Origin of the sequence: Haloarcula sp. KBTZ06, from assembly GCF_048595605.1 — an archaeon.
Classification (GTDB): Archaea; Halobacteriota; Halobacteria; order Halobacteriales; family Haloarculaceae; genus Haloarcula; species Haloarcula hispanica.
Window position 1 is genome coordinate 1337475 of the sequence record NZ_CP184337.1, and the last position, 19136, is coordinate 1356610.

General features: G+C 65.0%; 24 protein-coding genes and 2 tRNA genes. 21 read left to right on the forward strand and 5 right to left on the reverse strand.

Annotated elements, in window-relative coordinates:
* Nucleotides 1–54 precede the first annotated feature (54 nt).
* From ACNO8S_RS07035 to ACNO8S_RS07095, 13 genes are all read left to right on the forward strand, one after another.
* On the forward strand, nucleotides 55–717 hold the full coding sequence (locus ACNO8S_RS07035) for a DsbA family protein (protein WP_151146302.1): 663 nt from the start codon (nucleotides 55–57) through the stop codon (nucleotides 715–717).
* Complete coding sequence (locus ACNO8S_RS07040; protein ID WP_420182715.1) at nucleotides 714–1256, forward strand: tRNA (cytidine(56)-2'-O)-methyltransferase; 543 nt, start codon at nucleotides 714–716, stop codon at nucleotides 1254–1256. The genes ACNO8S_RS07035 and ACNO8S_RS07040 overlap by 4 nt, the downstream gene beginning before the upstream one ends.
* Nucleotides 1257–1311: 55 nt before the next feature.
* Nucleotides 1312–2664 carry a sulfatase gene (locus tag ACNO8S_RS07045; protein ID WP_420182716.1) on the forward strand — a complete coding sequence of 451 codons (1353 nt, stop codon included), beginning with the start codon at nucleotides 1312–1314 and terminating at the stop codon, nucleotides 2662–2664.
* On the forward strand, nucleotides 2661–3218 hold the full coding sequence (locus tag ACNO8S_RS07050; protein ID WP_129755755.1) for a dihydrofolate reductase: 558 nt from the start codon (nucleotides 2661–2663) through the stop codon (nucleotides 3216–3218). Before ACNO8S_RS07045 ends, ACNO8S_RS07050 begins: the two co-directional genes overlap by 4 nt.
* A gap of 71 nt (nucleotides 3219–3289) precedes the next feature.
* The gene (locus ACNO8S_RS07055) at nucleotides 3290–3568 is read left to right on the forward strand and encodes a hypothetical protein (protein WP_186764071.1); all 279 of its coding nucleotides are present in this window, start codon (nucleotides 3290–3292) and stop codon (nucleotides 3566–3568) included.
* 191 nt (nucleotides 3569–3759) lie between these two features.
* Nucleotides 3760–4290 (forward strand): transcription factor E, encoded by a 531-nt coding sequence (gene tfe / locus ACNO8S_RS07060; RefSeq protein WP_004592762.1) that lies wholly within the window; start codon nucleotides 3760–3762, stop codon nucleotides 4288–4290.
* Nucleotides 4290–4964 carry a DUF2110 family protein gene (locus tag ACNO8S_RS07065; protein ID WP_014040334.1) on the forward strand — a complete coding sequence of 225 codons (675 nt, stop codon included), beginning with the start codon at nucleotides 4290–4292 and terminating at the stop codon, nucleotides 4962–4964. The genes tfe and ACNO8S_RS07065 overlap by 1 nt, the downstream gene beginning before the upstream one ends.
* 10 nt (nucleotides 4965–4974) lie before the next feature.
* Nucleotides 4975–5757, forward strand: a complete 783-nt coding sequence (locus tag ACNO8S_RS07070) for a DUF5803 family protein (RefSeq protein ID WP_420182717.1) — start codon at nucleotides 4975–4977, stop codon at nucleotides 5755–5757.
* An 81-nt stretch (nucleotides 5758–5838) separates the two neighbouring features.
* Nucleotides 5839–6678: an NOP5/NOP56 family protein gene (locus ACNO8S_RS07075; protein WP_014040336.1), complete on the forward strand. Its 840-nt coding sequence runs from the start codon at nucleotides 5839–5841 to the stop codon at nucleotides 6676–6678.
* Nucleotides 6675–7307, forward strand: a complete 633-nt coding sequence (locus tag ACNO8S_RS07080; protein WP_008309199.1) for a fibrillarin-like rRNA/tRNA 2'-O-methyltransferase — start codon at nucleotides 6675–6677, stop codon at nucleotides 7305–7307. The genes ACNO8S_RS07075 and ACNO8S_RS07080 overlap by 4 nt, the downstream gene beginning before the upstream one ends.
* Before the next feature lie 107 nt (nucleotides 7308–7414).
* Nucleotides 7415–8494 carry a glutamate--cysteine ligase gene (locus ACNO8S_RS07085; protein WP_420182718.1) on the forward strand — a complete coding sequence of 360 codons (1080 nt, stop codon included), beginning with the start codon at nucleotides 7415–7417 and terminating at the stop codon, nucleotides 8492–8494.
* Nucleotides 8495–8606: 112 nt separating this feature from the next.
* Nucleotides 8607–9173 (forward strand): winged helix-turn-helix domain-containing protein, encoded by a 567-nt coding sequence (locus tag ACNO8S_RS07090; RefSeq protein ID WP_014040339.1) that lies wholly within the window; start codon nucleotides 8607–8609, stop codon nucleotides 9171–9173.
* Nucleotides 9174–9243: 70 nt separating this feature from the next.
* Nucleotides 9244–9732, forward strand: coding sequence for a phosphopantetheine adenylyltransferase (locus tag ACNO8S_RS07095; protein ID WP_014040340.1), 489 nt, complete (start codon nucleotides 9244–9246; stop codon nucleotides 9730–9732).
* Here ACNO8S_RS07095 and ACNO8S_RS07100 read toward each other — a convergent pair whose 3' ends face one another.
* Nucleotides 9733–10041 carry a cyclin gene (locus tag ACNO8S_RS07100; protein ID WP_014040341.1) on the reverse strand — a complete coding sequence of 103 codons (309 nt, stop codon included), beginning with the start codon at nucleotides 10039–10041 and terminating at the stop codon, nucleotides 9733–9735.
* An 86-nt stretch (nucleotides 10042–10127) separates the two neighbouring features.
* On the opposite strand from ACNO8S_RS07100, the gene ACNO8S_RS07105 reads away from it, so the two are divergent.
* Both ACNO8S_RS07105 and ACNO8S_RS07110 read left to right on the forward strand, forming a co-directional pair.
* Nucleotides 10128–10212: transfer RNA gene (locus ACNO8S_RS07105), tRNA-Leu, on the forward strand.
* 208 nt (nucleotides 10213–10420) lie between these two features.
* Nucleotides 10421–10648 (forward strand): DUF7511 domain-containing protein, encoded by a 228-nt coding sequence (locus ACNO8S_RS07110; protein WP_239642278.1) that lies wholly within the window; start codon nucleotides 10421–10423, stop codon nucleotides 10646–10648.
* A gap of 265 nt (nucleotides 10649–10913) precedes the next feature.
* Here the strand turns inward: ACNO8S_RS07110 and ACNO8S_RS07115 are convergent.
* Nucleotides 10914–10998, reverse strand: a tRNA-Leu gene (locus ACNO8S_RS07115).
* A 131-nt stretch (nucleotides 10999–11129) separates the two neighbouring features.
* Here ACNO8S_RS07115 and ACNO8S_RS07120 point away from each other — a divergent pair.
* Genes ACNO8S_RS07120 through ACNO8S_RS07130 form a run of 3 tightly spaced genes read left to right on the forward strand, consistent with a single transcriptional unit; the run spans nucleotide 11130 to nucleotide 13389 of the window.
* Complete coding sequence (locus ACNO8S_RS07120; RefSeq protein ID WP_064288051.1) at nucleotides 11130–11633, forward strand: helix-turn-helix domain-containing protein; 504 nt, start codon at nucleotides 11130–11132, stop codon at nucleotides 11631–11633.
* Between the two features lie 37 nt (nucleotides 11634–11670).
* Nucleotides 11671–12798 carry an acyl-CoA dehydrogenase family protein gene (locus ACNO8S_RS07125; RefSeq protein ID WP_014040344.1) on the forward strand — a complete coding sequence of 376 codons (1128 nt, stop codon included), beginning with the start codon at nucleotides 11671–11673 and terminating at the stop codon, nucleotides 12796–12798.
* Between the two features lie 48 nt (nucleotides 12799–12846).
* On the forward strand, nucleotides 12847–13389 hold the full coding sequence (locus ACNO8S_RS07130) for an HAD family hydrolase (protein ID WP_014040345.1): 543 nt from the start codon (nucleotides 12847–12849) through the stop codon (nucleotides 13387–13389).
* Here ACNO8S_RS07130 and ACNO8S_RS07135 read toward each other — a convergent pair.
* On the reverse strand, nucleotides 13368–13595 hold the full coding sequence (locus ACNO8S_RS07135; RefSeq protein WP_005534398.1) for a DUF5822 domain-containing protein: 228 nt from the start codon (nucleotides 13593–13595) through the stop codon (nucleotides 13368–13370). The two genes, ACNO8S_RS07130 and ACNO8S_RS07135, sit on opposite strands and share 22 nt — an antisense overlap.
* A 97-nt stretch (nucleotides 13596–13692) precedes the next feature.
* On the opposite strand from ACNO8S_RS07135, the gene panB reads away from it, so the two are divergent.
* Nucleotides 13693–14502: a 3-methyl-2-oxobutanoate hydroxymethyltransferase gene (panB, locus tag ACNO8S_RS07140; protein ID WP_014040346.1), complete on the forward strand. Its 810-nt coding sequence runs from the start codon at nucleotides 13693–13695 to the stop codon at nucleotides 14500–14502.
* A 27-nt stretch (nucleotides 14503–14529) separates the two neighbouring features.
* Here the strand turns inward: panB and coxB are convergent, their stop codons facing one another.
* Entirely contained in the window at nucleotides 14530–15252 is a 723-nt protein-coding gene (gene coxB / locus ACNO8S_RS07145; protein ID WP_014040347.1) for a cytochrome c oxidase subunit II, read from the reverse strand.
* Between the two features lie 177 nt (nucleotides 15253–15429).
* Here coxB and ACNO8S_RS07150 point away from each other — a divergent pair, with 177 nt between their 5' ends.
* Both ACNO8S_RS07150 and ACNO8S_RS07155 read left to right on the forward strand, forming a co-directional pair.
* Complete coding sequence (locus ACNO8S_RS07150; protein ID WP_050038059.1) at nucleotides 15430–17712, forward strand: DUF6789 family protein; 2283 nt, start codon at nucleotides 15430–15432, stop codon at nucleotides 17710–17712.
* A 3-nt stretch (nucleotides 17713–17715) separates the two neighbouring features.
* Complete coding sequence (locus ACNO8S_RS07155; RefSeq protein ID WP_050038060.1) at nucleotides 17716–18240, forward strand: hypothetical protein; 525 nt, start codon at nucleotides 17716–17718, stop codon at nucleotides 18238–18240.
* 22 nt (nucleotides 18241–18262) lie between these two features.
* On the opposite strand, the gene ACNO8S_RS07160 is transcribed toward ACNO8S_RS07155, so the two are convergent.
* Nucleotides 18263–19078, reverse strand: coding sequence for a cytochrome c oxidase subunit 3 (locus ACNO8S_RS07160; RefSeq protein WP_420182719.1), 816 nt, complete (start codon nucleotides 19076–19078; stop codon nucleotides 18263–18265).
* Nucleotides 19079–19136 lie beyond the last annotated feature (58 nt).

The window sequence follows — 19136 nt, forward strand, 5'->3', positions numbered from 1 at the left end:
ACCCCAGTAACGGATGACAACGTCGTTTTATAGCTTCCCCTGTGAGAGTCGGCTATGACTCGATTCACTCGCCGCGGGCTGCTGGCGGCCACCGTCGGCACTGTCGGCGCGATGGCCGGCTGTGCCGGCGGTAGCTCGGAGTCGGAATCAGCCGGGACAACGGAGACGCCGACGCCCCTCCCGGGCCAACCGCTCTCAACGCCGGTTGCGGGCGACCCCGGGGCCGACGTGACCGTTGCGGTGTACGAGGACTACGCCTGTCCACATTGTGCGACCTACTCGGAATCCGTTTTCCCGCAACTCCGCGACGACTACCTCGCTGACGGAACCGTCCGCTACGAGCACCACGACTTCCCGATTCCGGTCGACGAGGAAGTCTCGTGGCAGGCCGCAAGCGCCGCGCGCGCCGTGCAGGACAACGTCGGCGCGGCGGCCTTCTTCACGTATTCCAAGCGCCTATTCGCGAACCAGAACCAGCTGGGCCCGGACACCTACGCCGAACTGACGGAGGGACTGGACGTCGACGGCGAAACGGTTCGAGCGGCCGCGACGGGGGAACTGTACCGCCCGACAGTCTCCGGCGACCGCGATGCCGGTATCGACCGTGGCGTCCAGGGGACGCCGACCGTGTTCGTCAACGACGAGCGGGTCGAGTGGAGCGAAATCGCCTACGAGCCGGTTCGGTCGGCTATCGAAGCGGCACGGAGCGACGGATGAAAGAGTCGCCGCAGGTGACGGTGCTTCGACTGGGCCACCGCCCCGGTCGGGACGAGCGGATGACGACCCACGTCGGACTGACCGCACGCGCGCTCGGGGCCGACAAGGTCGTGCTGGCCAACGCCGCCCGCAATCAGGCCGACACAGTCATCGACATCACCGACCGGTTCGGTGGCCCCTTCGACGTGGCCTCGACCGAGGAGCCAAAGCGACTCATCCGTGATTTCGAAGGCCGCGTCGTCCACCTGACGATGTACGGCGAACCGGTCCAGGATGTCGAGGACGACGTTCGTGACGCCCACGCCGAGGAGCCGCTGCTTGTCGTCGTCGGCGCGGAGAAAGTCCCCTTCGAGGTGTACGAACACGCCGACTGGAACGTCGGCGTCACCAACCAGCCACACTCCGAGGTCGCTTCCCTGGCCGTCTTCCTCGACCGCCTGTTCGAAGGCCGGGAACTGGACCGCGAATGGGAGAACCCCGACAGGGTCGTCGTTCCTCAGGAAACCGGCAAGCGGGTCGTCGACCCCGACGAAGAGTGATACCCACGCAGTTGTGCCGCGGGCCTTTTATCCCTCGACGCGAAGTGGGGCTCAGATGTCGCGTCACAACGTGTTGGTCGTCGTCGCTGACAGTCTCCGCGCCCGGAACACCTCAGTCCTGGGCTATCGCCGGGAGACGACGCCTTTCCTCGACGCCTTCGCCGAGGAGGCGACGGTGTACACACAGGCTCGCAGCCCGAGCAACTGGACCGTTCCCAGCCACGTCAGTATGTTCACTGGCCACGAGGTCCACGAACACGGCGTCGACCACACCGCTAGACTCGACGCCGGCCACACGATCTTCGAAGAACTGGCAGAAGCGGGCTATGACACGGGGTTGTTCTCCGACAATCCGTTCCTGACTGACCACGAGTCGGGGCTCGACGAGGTGTTCCAGACGGCCATCGGCTCGCCCGAGCAGTACGACTCGGCCTACGAGACGAACGGTTCGCTGGGCGACTGGCCAAACGGCTTCTGGTACGCCGACCGGACGCTGGAGTGGATTGACGAGCGTGAGAGCGAGTGGGCCGCCTGCATCAATCTGATGGACACCCACCGCCCGTACGAACCGCTCGCCGAGTACGACGAGTGGAGCGACGAGCGCTCCCGCGAACTCCAGGAGTCGATGGGGTTCAAGTGGCACTGGGAGTTCCTCTCGGGGAACCTGTCGCTTGGCTTTGCCAGCATTCTCGAACAGATATACGACGGCGCAGTCCGGCAGGCCGACGCCATCTTCGAGACCCTGATCCGCGGGCTGGACGAGCAGGGCGTCCTCGACGACACGCTGGTCGTCTTCGCCGGTGACCACGGCGAGGGCTTCGGCGAACCGACGGCAATTCCCGAGGAACCGCCGGCCGTCAGCCACCGTATCGGGACCCACGACGCGATGTACCACGTCCCGCTCGTCGTCCGTGCCCCCGGCCAGCGGCACGGGCACCGCGTGACCGATCTGGCGACGCTCAGCCGCTTCCCCGACGCCGTCCGCGCGATGGCACTCGGCGACGGCAACGCGGACGGCCCGGCGTTCGCCTCGCCGAACGGGACCGTCGTCGCGTCCCAGGCCCCCATCGGCCCGGCGATGCGCGAGGAGGCCGAACGGATCTGTGGCGACGCCGCACCCTTTGCGAAGCACGCCCGACTGGTCTACCACGACCGGCCCGGCGACGAGGTCCGAAAGCGGGCGGCGTGGGGCGACAGCGCTCACGAATCCGTCATCAAGGGCTGTGGCGGCACGGCCGAGGACAGCGATATCGCCGCCGCCGTCGTCCGGAACCACTTCGACAGCGACCGGTACGCCGACGTGGATATCGCGACGCTACTCGATGGCTACACCGAGTTCGAGGACGCGTCCGACACACAGTTTGCCGACGATCTCGACGACCGGCTGGAGGCACTTGGTTACAAATGACAGCACCCCACACCGAACTGGTCCTCGTAGTCGCAGCCGACGAGAACAACGTCATCGGCCTGGACGGCGGCGTCCCCTGGCACTATCCCGAGGACGTGCGCCAGTACAAGGACCGCATCGCGGGTCACCCGGTCATCCTCGGCCGCCGGACGTTCGATTCGATGGACCCGCTAACTGACTGCTACACTGTCGTTCTGACGACCGATGATAGCCGGAGCGCCGACTCCGAGACGGTCGAGTACGCCACGACGCCGCAGATAGCCGTCGATGCCGCCGCCCGCGCTGGCGCAACCGAAGCGTTCGCTGGCGACGACTCAGCCGAACCGAGCGACTCGCCACCCGTCACCTACGTCATCGGCGGCGAGGCGGTGTACGACCTGTTTCTCCCGTTTGCCGGCCGGATTTTTCTCAGCCGCATCCACGAGCGAAACGAGGGGGACCGCTACTTCCCGGACCTGGGAGCGGAATGGACGGAGTTGTCCCGGGAGTCCCACGACGGGTTCGACGTTATCGAATACGAACAGGCGTCGCCGCGACCGCTCGACGACCTCTGACCGTTCATCAGTGAAGCCGGTCGTCCGGAACTGTCCGTGGCTTGAAAACCACAGCTGTTAAAGTAATTCAAATGACTACTATCCTGCACCAACTCGCGATGCTAGACAAAATCAAAAAATCCGTATCGGACGTACTCTCGGGTGGGAAACGGCAGTCGGACAGCGGACCACAGGCCGGAACAGTGACGGAGAAACGAGTCAAGGCCAGTTCTGCCGGGGATAGCGGTACGGACGCGGCCGACGGACCTGAATCGAATCTCTACGAGTGCCCCTCCTGTGACTCCGTCTTCGTCGCTATCGACAAAGAGACCTGTTCCTCCTGCCGGACCTCGGTCGAGAAAATCGAATAGTGGGGTTGTCGAGGTCGTCGCGACGGGTTCCAGTGCTGGTGGTATTACAAAGGGACTGCTGTCCGTCGTTGTGGCCCGTTTGCGGGCACATCGGGAACTCCCCGACAGCATCATGGCCCTGGCCTCTGCGTCAGCGTTCGAGAGAGGACGACCCGATGGTTTTAACCACATGACTCCCGGATGTGCGGGTAATGGCTTTTGAGGAACTCTTGGAGGACCCCGTCATACAGAAGTACCTCCACGAGCTGGTCGGACCGAAAGGGATGCCGGTCGCCGCCGCGCCGCCGGACGGCGAAGTGACCGACGAAGAACTGGCCGAGGAGCTCGGACTCGAACTGAACGACGTTCGCCGAGCGCTGTTTATTCTCTACGAGAACGACCTCGCGACCTATCGTCGGCTCCGCGACGAGGACTCCGGGTGGCTCACGTACCTCTGGACGTTCCAGTACGAGAAGATCCCCGAACAACTGCAAGAGGAGATGCACCGCCTGCTCGACGGCCTTGAAGAGCGCCGCGAGTACGAGCGGGAAAACGAGTTCTACCTCTGTGAACACTGCGGCATTCGCTTCGAGTTCGGCGAAGCGATGGAGTTCGGCTTCGAGTGCCCCGAATGTGGCAACCAGGTCGAGACGATGGAGAACACCCGTCTCGTCACCGCGATGGAGAACCGCATCGAGGAGCTCAGAGACGAACTGAACGCTGACGTGGACGTGGAAGCCTGATGGTCGTCCTCGGTACAAAAGTGTACGTCGCCGGCGACGCCCGGGACCGTACGCTCGACGGCCTGCGCTCGATGGTCGGCAACGAACTCGGCGACCTCGACGTGGCGTACGACATCGGCCTCCGGGACGACGAGTTCCCGTCAGTGACCGTCGACGGCCCCGACGAGACGGTCGCGAAGAACCTGCTGCGCGAGGAGTTCGGCGAGATGGTCGCCGACCACGAGGACGGCGAGACGTACGTCGGAACGCTCGATAGCTGGGACGAGGACGGCTTCGTCCTCGATGTCGGCTTCGGGCAGACGGTCCGAATTCCGGCCGATCAGCTCGGTCTCGGGCAGGGGACGCCCAGCCAGATCCGGAAGCGGTTCGGACTGGTCCAGCACCTTCCGCTCCGGTTCGTCGCCGGCGACCCAGCACGCCTCGCGGAGGTCGAACAGGACCGACTCTACGAGTGGACCCGTGGCGACAACGGTCGTATCAACGCGAACAGCGTCACGCGCTCCGAGGCGCGAGCGACAGTTAACCGTGCCGGCCACGCACAGGACATCGTCACTGTCGAACGCATCGGCCTGTTAGAACAGAGCATCATCTGCAACCCGGACACCGACCCGCCGGGGCTGCTCGCCGACATCGGGCAGTACATGCCGTCGGAGCTGCTGGCAATCGTGCCCTGACTTTCGAGCTATGAAACGCCGCCATCTCCTGTTGGTCGCCGTTCTCGCACTGGTCGCCCTTTCGGGGTGTAGCGGCTTCTTCGGCTCCGAAGAGGTCGACCCGGAGCGGCTGAACGAGAACGCGAGCTACGACTGGAATACCTCGGCAGACGGAACAATCGTCATCGAGGAATCGAGATACACCGCCGTCTACGCCGTGGAGAACGAGACCACATTTGACGTGTACACCGTCGACGGCCTCGGGCGCGAGCGAAGCGTTCCCATCAGTGCGCTTCGGTTCCGGTACGCGAACGGGACGGTCGTTAGCGCCGCAAACTCCTCGCTGAGCGCTTCGGAGAGTCGCCAGCGAACGACAGTCAATCTCTCCGGGAACGTCTCCGGAAAGGTGGGCTACTCGGTCGCTCGGACCGGCAAGCGCTTCGCTTCCCCCACGCTCGTCGAGGACGGCTCGTACACGGTCGTGCTCCCGCCCAACACTGGGGCCGGGATTCCGTTCCTCTCGCGAATCAGCCCGGGAGGCTACGAGTCGGAGACCGTCGACGGCCAGCAGGTCATCCGCTGGGACGAGGTGACCTCCGACCAGATTGTCGTCCGGTACTATCTTGACCGCGACCTGTGGCTGTTCGGCGGCCTGTCGGCCATCGCCATCGTCATCGGCGTCGTGGGGACGCTGTACTACTATCGGCAGTTGCAGGAAGTGATTCGCCGACGCAAGGAGGCCGGTATCGACCTCGAAGAAGAGGACGGTGACGACGACCCGCGGGACCGTGGTCCGCCGCCAGGGATGCGTTGAGGCCGGATCGAAAGCGAGATCCGACGCGTTTCGCAGGCGCTAACCGGGTCACTTTTTCGCGTCGGGCGTACACACACGGCTATGAGCAACGGGTGGTTCGCCGGGCTGGACCCGGACGACGACGCGGCCGCTGTCGAACAGATAGAGGCCGGGCGAGCCGACACGCCGGAGGACTGGCCACAGCAGGCAGTCGAGGCGGGGTTCGCAGACGACGAAGCGGACTACTACGACCGTCTGCACGAGGTGACGATGGCGGCCACCAGCGCGGCGGTCGCCGAACGAGAGGGCGCTGACGACCAGCAGCTCGTCCACGCGGTCCGGGCGATGGCCGACTGCGAGCGCACGGCAAACGAACTCGCCGAACGGGTCGCCGAGTGGGGCGGGAGCCGGCACGGTGATAGCGGGAGCGGCGTCGAGTACGCTCGCTCGCTGGCCGACCGAGACGACGAGGACGAGGGAGACACTGCCCTCCGGTCGCTCGCCGGGCAGACGGCCGAGCTGGCCGACGAAGCGGACTCGCTTCGGGCGTACATCGAACGGACCGCGCCCGCCGTCGCGCCGAACCTCTCGATGCTGGCCGGGCCGGTGCTTGCGGCCCGCCTGATTTCACTGGCCGGCGGCCTCGAAGCGCTGGCGAAGAAACCGAGCGGGACGGTACAGGTCCTCGGCGCGGAAGACGCGCTGTTCGCACACCTCAAAGGGAACGCGCCGTCCCCGAAACACGGCGTCATCTTCACCCACGAGTACGTGCGCGGGACCCGTCGTGCGGACCGCGGGTCTGCCGCGCGGGCGCTGGCCGGGAAGCTCTCAATCGCCGCTCGCGTCGACCACTACAGCGGCGATCGTCGGCCGGACCTGCAGGCGGAACTCGACGGGCGTATCGAGCGGATTCAGGCCCGGGCCGAGGAGGGCGACGAATGACGCTCCCGACTGGCGTCGAGCGCCACGACTTCGACGGCGAGACGAGCCTCGCCACGCAGGGTCAGCCGGTGTACGGCGAGCGGACCGACGGCGACTGGCGGCGGTGGGACCCGCACCGCTCGAAGCTCGGCGCGATGCTCGAACAGGGGATGGACACCGGTCTGGAGGGCGGTGAGACCGTCCTGTACCTCGGTGCGGCGGCCGGGACGACCGTGAGTCACGTTGCCGATTTCGGCGGCCCGACCTACGCCGTCGAGTTCGCGCCCCGGCCCGTGCGGGAACTGCTGGACGCCGCGGAGAGCCGGCGGAATCTCTTCCCGCTGCTCAAGGACGCACGCAAGCCTGAGAGCTACGCCCACGTCGTCGAACCGGTCGACGTCGTCGTGCAGGACGTGGCGACCAGGGGGCAGGCTCGGGTGGCGACGCTCAACAAACAGTTCTTGACTGACGACGGGCGGCTCCTCGCGGCTATCAAGGCCAGAAGCGAAGACGTGACCGCCGACCCCGACGCCGTGTTCGACAGTGTGCGTACGGAACTCAGCGCTGAGTACGAACTGCTTGAGACGGCGCGTCTGGACCCGTTCCACGAGGACCACCTCGGTATCGTTGCCCGGCCGCGAGAGGACTAGTTGGGATTGGTACTGCCCGCGATAATCGTCCGAGACGGAATCCAGTTGTGCGGGCTGAGCGGGCGGGGACGGAAGGCTTTACCGGGTCGATTCCGATGTGCTGAGTAATGGACGCGACGGGATCTGCCGAGCATTTTACCCGGATGGGGACGCTCGGCATCGAAGAAGAGTTCTACGTCGTCGACGAGTTCGGTCGCCCGACGTCTGGCACGGACGAACTCGTCTACGAGACGGAGCCGCCTGCGGTTCTCGACGGCCGGCTCGACCACGAACTGTTCAAGTGCGTTATCGAGACGCAGACGCCGCGTATCGACGACCCGGCGGACGCCGGGAAGCACCTTCGGTCAGTCCGGGATGCGCTGGTCGACCACGCCGAAGCGAACGGGTTCGGTATCGCCGCTGCTGGACTGCACCCGCTGGCGAAGTGGCGCGAACTCGAACACGCCGAGAAGCCCCGGTACAAGTCCCAGCTAGACCGAATCCAGTACCCACAGCACCGCAACACGACCGCAGGCCTGCACGTCCACGTCGGCGTCGACGACGCCGACAAGGCCGTCTGGGTGGCGAACGAACTCCGCTGGCATCTCCCGCTGATGCTTGCACTGTCGGCGAACTCGCCGTACTGGAACGGCTTCGACACCGGGCTGCAGTCCGCCCGCGGGAAGATATTCGAGGGCCTGCCCAACACCGGGATGCCGACAGCGTTCGACGACTACGACGCCTTCGAGACCTACGAACGGCGGATGCTCGAAACTGGTAGTATCGACGACCGCGGCGAACTCTGGTTCGACGTGCGACCGCATTCGGGCCACGGCACCGTCGAGGTACGTGCTCCGGACGGGCAAGCCGACCCGGACCGGGTGCTGGCCTTCGTCGAGTACGTCCGCGAACTCGTCGTCGATCTCGCCGAGCGCTACGAAGACGGGGAGTCCGGCCGGCGACTCCGCCGGGAGTTCCTCGACGAGAACAAGTGGCGTGCAATCCGCCACGGCCAGTCCGCAGAACTGATATCGCGTGACATCTCGACGACACGCTCGGTCGAGGAACTGGTCGAGATGGAGAGCGACCGGCTGGGTATCGGCGGACTGTGGGAGCTGTACGACCGCGAAAGCGGGGCCGAGCGACAGCGCCGGCTTCGTGCGGAGGAGGGGGTCATGGCGCTCGCTGACTCGCTTCGCCTGTCCTGATCTGGGCTGTCGTCCGCGGCCGGACTTGCCTGCTCGATACTGCGGAGCGACAGGAGAGTCTGAGCCAAGGGTTTTTATCCAGCTGTAGCTTTTGTCCTCACAGAGACAACGCATGTCTGCAGACGACAACGATCACGACGACCTCGAGGACACAGGCGATGTCCGTGAACGAATCGAACAGGAGGCGGACCGCGCGGTCGAGCAGTTCGACGAAGGGATCGTCGACCTGCTGGCGTGGGTGCTCGACACGGAGACGCGGGCGCGGATCTACGTCCACCTAAGACAGCATCCCGAGAGCACCAGCGAGGAGATAGCCGAGGGGACCGGTCTGTATCCGAGCACGGTCCGCGAGGCTCTGGCGGCGCTCACCGAGGAGGAAGTCGTGACCCGCCAGAAGCGTGAGAGCGACGGCGCGGGCAACAACCCCTACGAGTACAGCGCTATTCCGCCGAGCGACCTCGTCAACACCATCGTCGGTGACATCCAGTCGGAACTGAACACGGTGTTCAACCTCGACGACCATATCGGCGGCGGCGAGACGACGCTGGAACCCGACGACGAGCCGGTAACGATTTCGGTCGAGGATGCGAACGACGGCACGAACGACGCCGACGCCAGCGAGGACACTGGCGACGAAGGAAACGGGTCCGAGGGCGGCGACGACGACGCCGACGTGTAGTCAAAACGGGTTCCTGCAAGCCGTTTCGCGAGTCGATATTACTAAACCTACCCGCGCCGTTGCCCGGGATATGAATGTCGCGCTGGGGGGAACGTTCGACCCGATTCACGACGGACACCGCGCGCTGTTCGAACGCGCATTCGAACTCGGGGACGTGACAGTTGGCCTCACCAGCGACGACCTCGCGCCGAAGACGCGCCACGACCAGCGCCACGTTCGGCCGTTCAGCGAACGGAAATCTGCACTCGCCGACGAACTCGCGACGCTCGCCGCCGACCAGGGCCGCGAATGGGCGGTCCGGGAACTCACCGAGCCGACCGGTATCGCCACGGAGCCGCAGTTCGACACGCTCGTCGTCTCGCCCGAGACGGAGACCGGCGGCCGCCGCATCAACGAGATCCGCGAGGAGCGGGGCCACGACCCGCTCGAAATCGAAGTCGTCCCGCACGTCCGCGCCGAGGACGGTGACATCATCTCTTCGACCCGGATCGTCGAGGGCGAAATCGACGAACACGGGAACCTCACGCCGAACCGCACCGGCCGTCAGAACATTTCGTAGCTACCAGCCCGGCGCTTCCAGCCCGGCCGTCTCCAGCAAGTCCTTCCAGCGCTGTTGAATCGTCAACCGGGAGACGCCAGTCGCCTCCGCGACAGCGGACTGGGACCGCTCCTCACCAGCGACCAGCGCGGCGACGTACACGCTGGCAGCCATTGTCGCCTGTTTCGAGCGGTCTTCGTCCGGAACTGTCGAGAGAAACAGGTCGACCGCGTGGGACCGCGCCTCCGTCCCGAGGTCGAGCCTATCCGACGCGGCTTCGATGTCGGAGAGCCACTCGTCGTGCTCGATTCGGTCGCTGGCGCGGTACATACGAGTTCGTTGTTCCCCATCCTACCTAAACCTTCGTCGCCCGCAAGCGAAGGGTTCTTGATGCCAACGCGGATACCGACTGGTGCGCGCGGGTTGCCGAGCCAGGCCAAAGGCGTAGCGCTTAGGACGCTATCCCGTAGGGGTCCGCCGGTTCGAATCCGGTCCCGCGCATTCTTGCTGCGAGCAAACCGCGAGCAGCAGAATCGCCAGCGGATTCCGAACCCTGGGAGTCGCAGCGGCCGAGCAACGCGAGGCCGACCGTCTCCATCCGGTTCGAATCCGGTCCCGCACACCGCTCTACCCGAACAGTTACTGGGGCGATAGCATCCACCGCCTCTACTGGCTGATTCTCACACCGCAGGAATCACAACTGCCGCTTATGAGGAGTGTCCACGTCGTTTCAAACGAGGGACTGACGATGTCGGTGTATGACCCACTCCGTGATTCGTCTGCTCGCCCCGCGGGATCGGCTCGCTTCGACTATGCGGTTGACGACGCGGACAATCCGACAGAGCTCACTGTCTTCAGCGATCAGGACGACGAGCTCCCCACCCACTGGATTTCGGTCGACATCGAGCACGCGGTCGCGCTCGACGAGATGCGGTGAGCGAGGAGTGGGCTCGCTCAGGCTCGCGGTCATCTATTTTGACGAGAGACGGGACAGCGAACGCTCTGGAAGCGTTGTGTCCGAAGTAAGTTTGCGTGGGTGCAGTCCCAAGGGAATGCACCTGCACTCTGAGAGTGCGTGGGACCGGATTCGAACCGGAGCAAGAAATGCTCGCTCACAGCAGTTCGCTGTGCGTTCCTTGCAGGGTTCGAATCCGCTCTGTTCGATTAGCAGAGCGCTCACGATTTGTTCGCGCTCAAAGAAATGCGTGGGACCGGATTCGAACCGGCGGACCCCTACGGGACAGCGCCCTCAACGCTGCGCCGTTGGCCTGGCTTGGCTACCCACGCGCGCTCTTGCTGAGTGCATTCAATCGTTTCCGGTGGGATAATAAAAGCGCTTTCGTTTGGACCCGCCCCGGGAGGGTGTGTCACTCGCGCGAACCGGACGTTTGAAATATCACGAAACCGCTACGGGGGGCATGGCCAAATACTCGACCGGCAGTGGTGGCGATAGCGCCGGCGGGAGCTGTGAGCTCTGCGGTAGCGACGGCGGCGACCTCCAGACCGCGAACGTCGCTGGTGCGACCCTCCAGGTGTGTGACAGCTGTGCGCGTGACCACGGGGAAAACGAGCGAACGACGGGCAGTGACAGCTCGCGCGACGAGCAGAACCGGAAACGCAAAGCCGCGCAGAACGCGGCGAAGATGCAAGACGCACAGCAGGCCGATGCCTCCCACTGGGAGGACGGCGCTGATTACGACGACGACCAGCTCCCGTATCTGGTCAGCAAGTACGGCGAGCGCGTGACGGAGGCGCGTCAGGGCGAGGGCCTCCAGACAGGTGAGTTGGCCGAGGAGCTCGATCTTGACGAAGCGGACATCCTCGCTGTCGAGCAGGGGCGCGCGACGCAGGCGAACGTCGGTGGGTCGACGATCAAGGCGCTCGAACAGTACCTCGACATCGACCTCGTCGAGTCCAACTGACCCCGAATATTTTCGTGACTCCGCTGTAACGGTCGGTATGGATCTCTCCGCTGCACAGCGAGCCATCCGTGACACCGTTCGAGAGTTCGCGGTCGAGGACATCCGTCCGAAAGCCGCCGATGCCGACCGCGAGCAGTCCTTTCCCGAAGAGTGCTGGGACGGGCTCGCGGATATCGACATCACTGGGCTGACGACACCGGCCGAATACGGCGGCTTCGACGCCGACAAGCCGACGTACGCGCTGGTCAACGAGGAACTCGCGTACGGGTCGCTCGCGGTCGCGACGGCGCTGTCGGTCCACTGTCTCGCGACCTCGTGTATCGCACAGTTCGGCTCCAAAGCAGTGCAGGACGACTGGCTCCCCGACATGGCCGACGGCCGCCCGGTCGGCGCGTTCGCGCTCTCGGAGCCACAGGCCGGGTCGAATCCGCGGGAGATGTCGACCACCGCCCGGCGCGACGGCGACGAGTACGTCATCGACGGCGAGAAGCAGTGGATTACCAACGGCAAGCGGTCGGGCGTCGTCATCGTCTTCGCGAAGACCGACCCCGACGACCCGGACTCGATAACGCAGTTTCTGGTGCCGAAAGACACCGACGGGCTCACCGTCGGCGAGAAAGAGGACAAACTCGGCCTCCGCGCGAGCGACACGACTCCGCTCCAGTTCGACGGCGTCCGCGTGCCCGAGCGCTACCAACTGACCGAGGAGGGCAAGGGACTGGCCGCGGCGCTGTCGATTCTGACGACCGGTCGGGTCGCCATCGCCGCGCAGGCCGTCGGACTCGCACAGTCCGCGCTCGACGAGGCCCTCGACTACGCGCAGGAGCGCGAGCAGTTCGACCAGCCGATCAGCGAGTTCCAGACGATTCAGCACAAGCTCGCGGACATGGCGACGAACGTGCAGGCGGCGCGGCTGTTGACGTGGGACGCCGCAAAGCAACTGGAACGCGGCGAGCGAGCGAGAGCGGCGGCGAGCATGGCGAAGTACTTCGCGAGCGAGACGGCGGTGGACGTAGCCAACGAGGCGATTCAGATCCACGGCGGCTACGGCTACACGACGGACTACCCCGTCGAGCGCTTCTACCGCGATGCGAAGGTGACGACCATCTATGAGGGGACCAGCGAAATCCAGCAGAACATTATCGCACAGGACTTGCTGGAGTAGGCTCGACGGGGCGAAGCGGTTTTGCGGGCGTCGGCCCTATCGCTTGGTGTGACACACGACGCCGTCATCTACGACCTCGACGGGACGCTCGTCAGGCTGGCCGTCGACTGGGCTACGGTGACCAGCGACGTCGCGACGGTCCTGCGGGAACGAAACGTCGACCCCGAGAACCGCGACCTCTGGGAGATGCTGACGCTGTCATCCGAGACCGGCCACCGTGACGCCGTCGAGGCGGCGATCACCGACCACGAGCGGACCGGGGCGCACGAGTCGGAGCGACTGACCCTCGCCGACGGCCTCCCACACAGCGTCCCCGTCGGCGTGTGCTCGCTCAACGCCGAGGAGGCGTGTCGGGCCGCGCTGGATGTCCATGGCCTCGACGGTCACGTTGGGCCGGTCGTCGGCCGTGACACCGTCGAGTCACCGAAACCTGACCCGGAGGGTCTGCTGGCGATTGCCGAAGAAATCGGGGTCGACCCTGGCGCGGCCGTGTTCGTCGGCGATTCAGAGAGCGACGCGACGGCCGCCCGGCGGGCCGGGATGGCGTTCGAGTGGGCGAGCGAGTTCGATCAAGCCCGGTATCGCGCGTAGAGGTAGACGCAGACGGCCGTCAGGAACCAGATGAGTGCGCCGACGCGGACCGCGAACATCGCCCGCGCGGTCCAGGTCTGGAGCGTGACCGCGGTCGACGCGAGCACAACGAGTGGCGAGCCGACCAATATCGTCGTCACGAACGTGACCTGCATCACCCACCCGAAGTCCACGCCGTCCGGGTCCGTCTTCTCGACTGTTGGCACGACCTGTGGTACAGCTAGGTGCGGCAAGCACCTTGCGGTTTCCTGTGCGAACTGCGCAACCCGAACAGGTAAGGCGCAGGCGCGCCCCCGCTCGGATATGCCAACTGTCCGGGATCTGCAGGCGATGGCTGGTGAGGAGCCGATCACGATGCTGACAGCGTACGACGCCGTGACCGCGAGCATCGTTGACGACACCGGCGTGGACGTCATTCTCGTCGGCGACAGCATGGGGAACGCCGTCCTCGGCCACGACGACACGCTCCCGGTCACGCTCGACGAGATGGCCTCACGGGTCGGCGCGGTCGCACGCGGTGCGGACGACGCGCTGGTCGTCGCCGATATGCCGTTTCTCTCCTTCGGCACGGACGAGAGCGAGAGCATCCAGAACTGCGGGCGGATGCTGAAAGAAGAGGGCGCAAACGCGGTCAAGCTCGAATCAGGGCCACATACGGTCGAACTGACCGAGCGGCTGACGGAGCTGGGCATCCCGACGATGGCCCACCTCGGACTCACGCCACAGAGCGTGAACCAGACCGGCTACACGAGGCAGGCGACCGGCCGCGAGGAGGCAGAGGAGATCCTCGACCTCGCGCGGGAACACGAGGCCGCCGGCGCGTTCGCGCTGGTGCTCGAACACATCCCGGCCAACCTCGCCGCCCAGGTCACCGAGGCCGTCGACATCCCGACTATCGGCATCGGAGCCGGCGGCGACTGTGACGGGCAAGTGCTCGTGTTCACCGATGTGGTCGGCCTCTCCGAGTCCAGCCCGCCTTTCGCCGAGCAGTTCGGCGACGTTCGCGGCGAAGTCGCCGACGCTGTCGACGAGTACATCGACGCCGTCGAATCCGGCGAGTTCCCGGCTGAGTCCCACAGCCACACCGAGGGCGAACTCGACGACCTGTACTGACGCTTTTCACGCCTACTCAGCAGTCCGCTAGTCGGCCGAAGCCGTCTGATTCTCCATCCAGGCGTCGTAGGCGGACTGATTCTTGACGACGACGGTGGCGTTCATCTTGCTGTGGCCGGACCCGCACATCTCAGCGCAGTACAGCCGGTACTCGCCGGGTTCGGTCGCGTGCGTTCGGGCCGTTATCGTCCGGCTGGGGAAGACGTCCTGTTTGACGCCTAGTTGCGGGATGTAGATGGCGTGGATCACGTCCGTCGTCCGCAGCCTGAACGTGACGTTCCTGTCCGCTGGAAGGACCAGCCGTTCCTCCGTCGTGACGTTCGCTTCGGCGTAGGAGAACTCCCATCCCCACTGGTAGGCAAGCACGTCTATCTCCGTATCCTCCGCGAAGGCGTCGCCTCCGCCGGCGGATGCCTCGGCCGCTGCAGGCGTGATGTAGGGGTTAGCCATCACCACGAACGCCGAGATCCCGACAAAGACAAGTATTGCGCCCGTCGCGGCCGTCCAGGTCACCTCTAGCGCCGGGTCGTCGACCGTCGGTTGCGGGTCGTCGTTGTTCCGGAACCGGTAGATCACGTACACGAGCGTGAGTTCGACGAACAACGTCAACGGCAGAGCGACGTACAGGAGCTGTTCGTTGAGGTCGTCGATAGCCGCCCTGTTGACCGACTGCGCTGTGGCCGGGGCAGCAAGTAGCGAGAGCCCGACCACGACAAGGCCCGCCTGAATCACGCGTCGTCGGAGACGCATTGTCACACTGTACCAATCGCCGTGTCAAATAACTTGCCCAAGGTGATGACAGCTGACCGGTGACCCGTACTGGTGTCGGGTTCCCAGCGTAGTTTTATGAATGTGGGCGTGTCAATTATTGGTAACGTGTAGCATGACGAGACGAGCAATCGTTCCGGGACGGCACGTTACACACAGATGCTAAACAGGGCTATCGTTGAGGGAACTGCCCTGGCCGTGCTGGCGCTGTCGGTGCTTCTTCTGTGGCTCCGGGAGCGGCAGAAAGCACGACCGGAGAGCGACGGCGGCTACACGACCCGAGAGGAGATCGAATTCGAAATCGGTCGACTCCAGTCTGAAGTGTCCCGCTGGCTGACGACGACGGACCACCGGGACATCGGTCTGCTCTACATCGCTTTCGGCACCGCCGCCGGTCTGTGGGGTGGCGTCGACGCGATGATGCTCCGGACGGAACTGCTGACGCCGCCGGCGGACATCTGGACGCCGGAGACGTACAACGCGCTGTTTACAACGCACGGGCTGACGATGCTGATATTCTTCGTCCTGCCCGTGTTCTTCGGCATCGGGAACTACGTCCTGCCGCTCCTCATCGGAGCCGACGACATGGCGTTCCCGCGGGTCAACGCTATCGGGTTCTGGCTCCTGCCGCCGGCACTCATTATGGTCCGGATGGGACTCATGATCCAGGTCCTCGGCCAGGTTCTGAATCTGGTGCTCCCGGCGAACGCTATCCGGTTTTTCCTCACGATGCGCGAAGTGAGCATCGGCTGGACACTGTACGCACCACTGTCCGTGCAACAGCCCAATCCGCAGATAGACCTGCTGTTGCTCGGGTTGCACCTGAGCGGCATCGCCACGACGGTCGGTGCTATCAACTTCATCACCACAATCGTCTACGAACGTGGCGAGGGCGTCACCTGGGCGAACCTCGACATCTTCTCGTGGAACATGCTCGTCACGAGCGGAATTGCACTGTTCGCCTTTCCACTGCTGGGGAGCGCGCTCGTGATGCTCCTGCTAGACCGGAACCTCGCGACGACGTTCTTTGCGACGGAAGGCGGTGGTGCTATCCTCTGGCAACACCTGTTCTGGTTCTGGGGCCACCCGGAGGTGTACATCCTCTTCCTCCCGGCGACGGGGCTGATGAGCCTTATCTTGCCGAAGTTCGTCGGCCGGAAACTCTTCGGCTACCAGTTCATCGTCTACTCGACGCTGGGGCTGGGCGTCCTCTCCTTCGGCGTCTGGGCGCATCATATGTTCACGACGAGCGCGGACCCGCGGGTCAAGCTGTCGTTCATGGCGGTTTCCATCGCTATCGCCGTTCCGAGCGCGATCAAGGTATTCAACTGGATCACGACGATGTGGGAAGGGAACATCCGCCTGACTGCGCCGTTTATCCTCTGTGCTGGCGGGATAGGGACGTTCATCATCGGTGGCGTCACCGGCGTGTTCCTCGCAGTTATCCCGATCGACATCCTCTATCACGGCACCTACTACGTCGTCGGCCACTTCCATCTCATCGTCGTCGGCATCATCCCGTTCCTGATGATCGCCGCGAGCTACTACTGGTACCCGCTCATCACTGGTCGGTGGTACGACACGCGGATGGCGAGATTCCAGGCGCTGCTGATCGTCTTCGGCTCGTTCGTGACGTTCATGACGTTGCTGGTCATCGGCGGGCTTGGGCTGCCGCGACGACAGGCCATCTACCCACCGGAGTACCAGTTCGCCCAGCAAATCGCGACCGTGGGCGGCTACATCATCGGCCTGAGCGCCCTGCTGTGGCTGTACAACATGCTCGTCTCTTACTGGCGGGGGACGCCCGTGTCGACGACGGACCCGTGGGGCCTGAAGGCGACGAGCCAGTTCACCCGCGAGTGGCAGTGGTTCGAACAGCACATGATGAACAAGTACGATATGGAGCCGACCGAGCCCGAGACGACACGGCGCTCCTACGCCCCTGAAGCCGAGCCGACCGGACTGGCCGGCGGCGTCGGTACCGTCGCCGAGACCGTCTCACGAAACGCCTGGATGGCCGCGGCTGGCGGGTTTGTCGGCACAGTCCTGATGAGCGGTGGGCTCATCACAGCGATACTCATCGGCGTCCTCGACCCGGTTTCCTTCAGTGAAATCGCCGAACTGGTCGGGCTGCCCGCGAGCCCGGCTATCGGGGCCGTGCTCTTCCTCGTCGGTGGGACCGTCACCTGGCCGCTCCTGTTCCTTGCGTTCTCCGACTACCTCCCCGGTCGCTTGCTGTTCGAGACCGGGCTGGTGTTCGCAACGCTGATATCCAGCGGGTTTGCTATCGCGTTCTACACCGGGCAGAGCGGGCTCGCGTTTGTCGGGTACCTCACCTTCGTACTCGTCTCTCACTGGGCCTACGGCATCGGGCTAACCGTGACCTTCCAGTACCTCAAGTCGGACGAGACGCTTCGGACCCGGACCGACGGGGGCGGCTGACAGATGAGCGACGGCGCTGATTCGTTCGTCTTTCAGTATCTCGCGCCCTTCGTCGGCGTCTTGCTCATCGCGGTCGGTATCGCCGGAGCCGTGCCCGGCGGCTACGCGATTATCGAGCCGGACCTGGAGAACTGCGGGAACCCGACAATCGGCGTGGAAGGGCCGGAGGAGACGGCCGAGCGGTTCGGCGGCGACGAGCTGGGGCCGCGGCTCCCGCAGTTGGCCTTCGAGGACCTCTCCGCGGACGAACAGACGGCGTTCCTGACCGCCGTAGACGACCCGGTCGGTGAGGAGCAGGTCGTGGGTGACGTGCCCAACGCCGACGCCTTCCGCCGCGGGGCTCTCGTCACCTACGAGGGCGAGCAGTACTACGTGACCCTCGTCGCCGAGAACACCTGCTTTGCGGCCGCGCCGCTACAGTTCCCGCTGGGGGTGTTCGCCATCGCGCTCGGGTTCCTCGGCGTCCTGGCCCCGCCGCTGTACCGGCGGCTGGTGCGGTTGGAACAGCGGGCCGGCCGGTCAGAGTAGCGGTCCCTCGCTCGGTGTTCGCTCAGAGCGCAGCGCCGACGTACAGCACGACGACGAGGAACACCCACACGAGGTCGACGAAGTGCCAGTACAGCGACGTGGTCCGGATGGCGGTGTCGCGTTCGGGTGCGTAATGGCCCCGGAGCGCACGAGCGAAGGCGATAGCGAGCAGGAGCACGCCGAGCGCGACGTGGAGGCCGTGGAGGCCGGTCAGGCCGTAGAACGCGCTTCCGAACGCGCCGGAGCCGATGCTGAATCCATCGACGGCGACGAACTCGTAGTACTCGTACACCTGTCCGGCGAGGAAGACGACGCCGAGCGCGAGCGTCACCCCGAGCAGGCCCAGGAACCGCCGCCGGTTCCCGTGTTCCAGCGCCTCGTGCCCGTAGTGGAGCGTCACGCTGCTGGCGAGCAGTAGCACCGTGTTGATGACCACCAGCGAGCCAAGCAACGGCGGGAGGTGGGCCGGTGGCCACGACCCGGCCCGGATGAAGGCGTAGTAGATGAAACCGGCGGAGAACGTCGCCACGTCGGAAACGAGGAACAGAACCATCGTCGTGGCGTACAGGTCGGAATCGCTGTCCCCGCGGTTCCGGACGTAATCGGCGATGAATGCCTCGTTGGCCCACCCGGCGAGTCCGGCCAGCAAGCCAATCGCACCAGCGCCGCCGAGTGCGATCGGGACCACGGACGGGACCAGGTCGAGCCCGACAAACACCAATCCGACGCCCAGGTACAGCGACGCAGCACCGATTGCAGCTATTAGAGGCCACCGACTCCGGTGTTCGTGGCCGTCTTCGGCGGCGTGCTCAGTTGCCGTCTCCGTCGAACCAGCCATGTGACTGCGTAGCAGTGGGTCTGGTAAAACGGTACCCCCACGATCTGTGTGTCGGTCG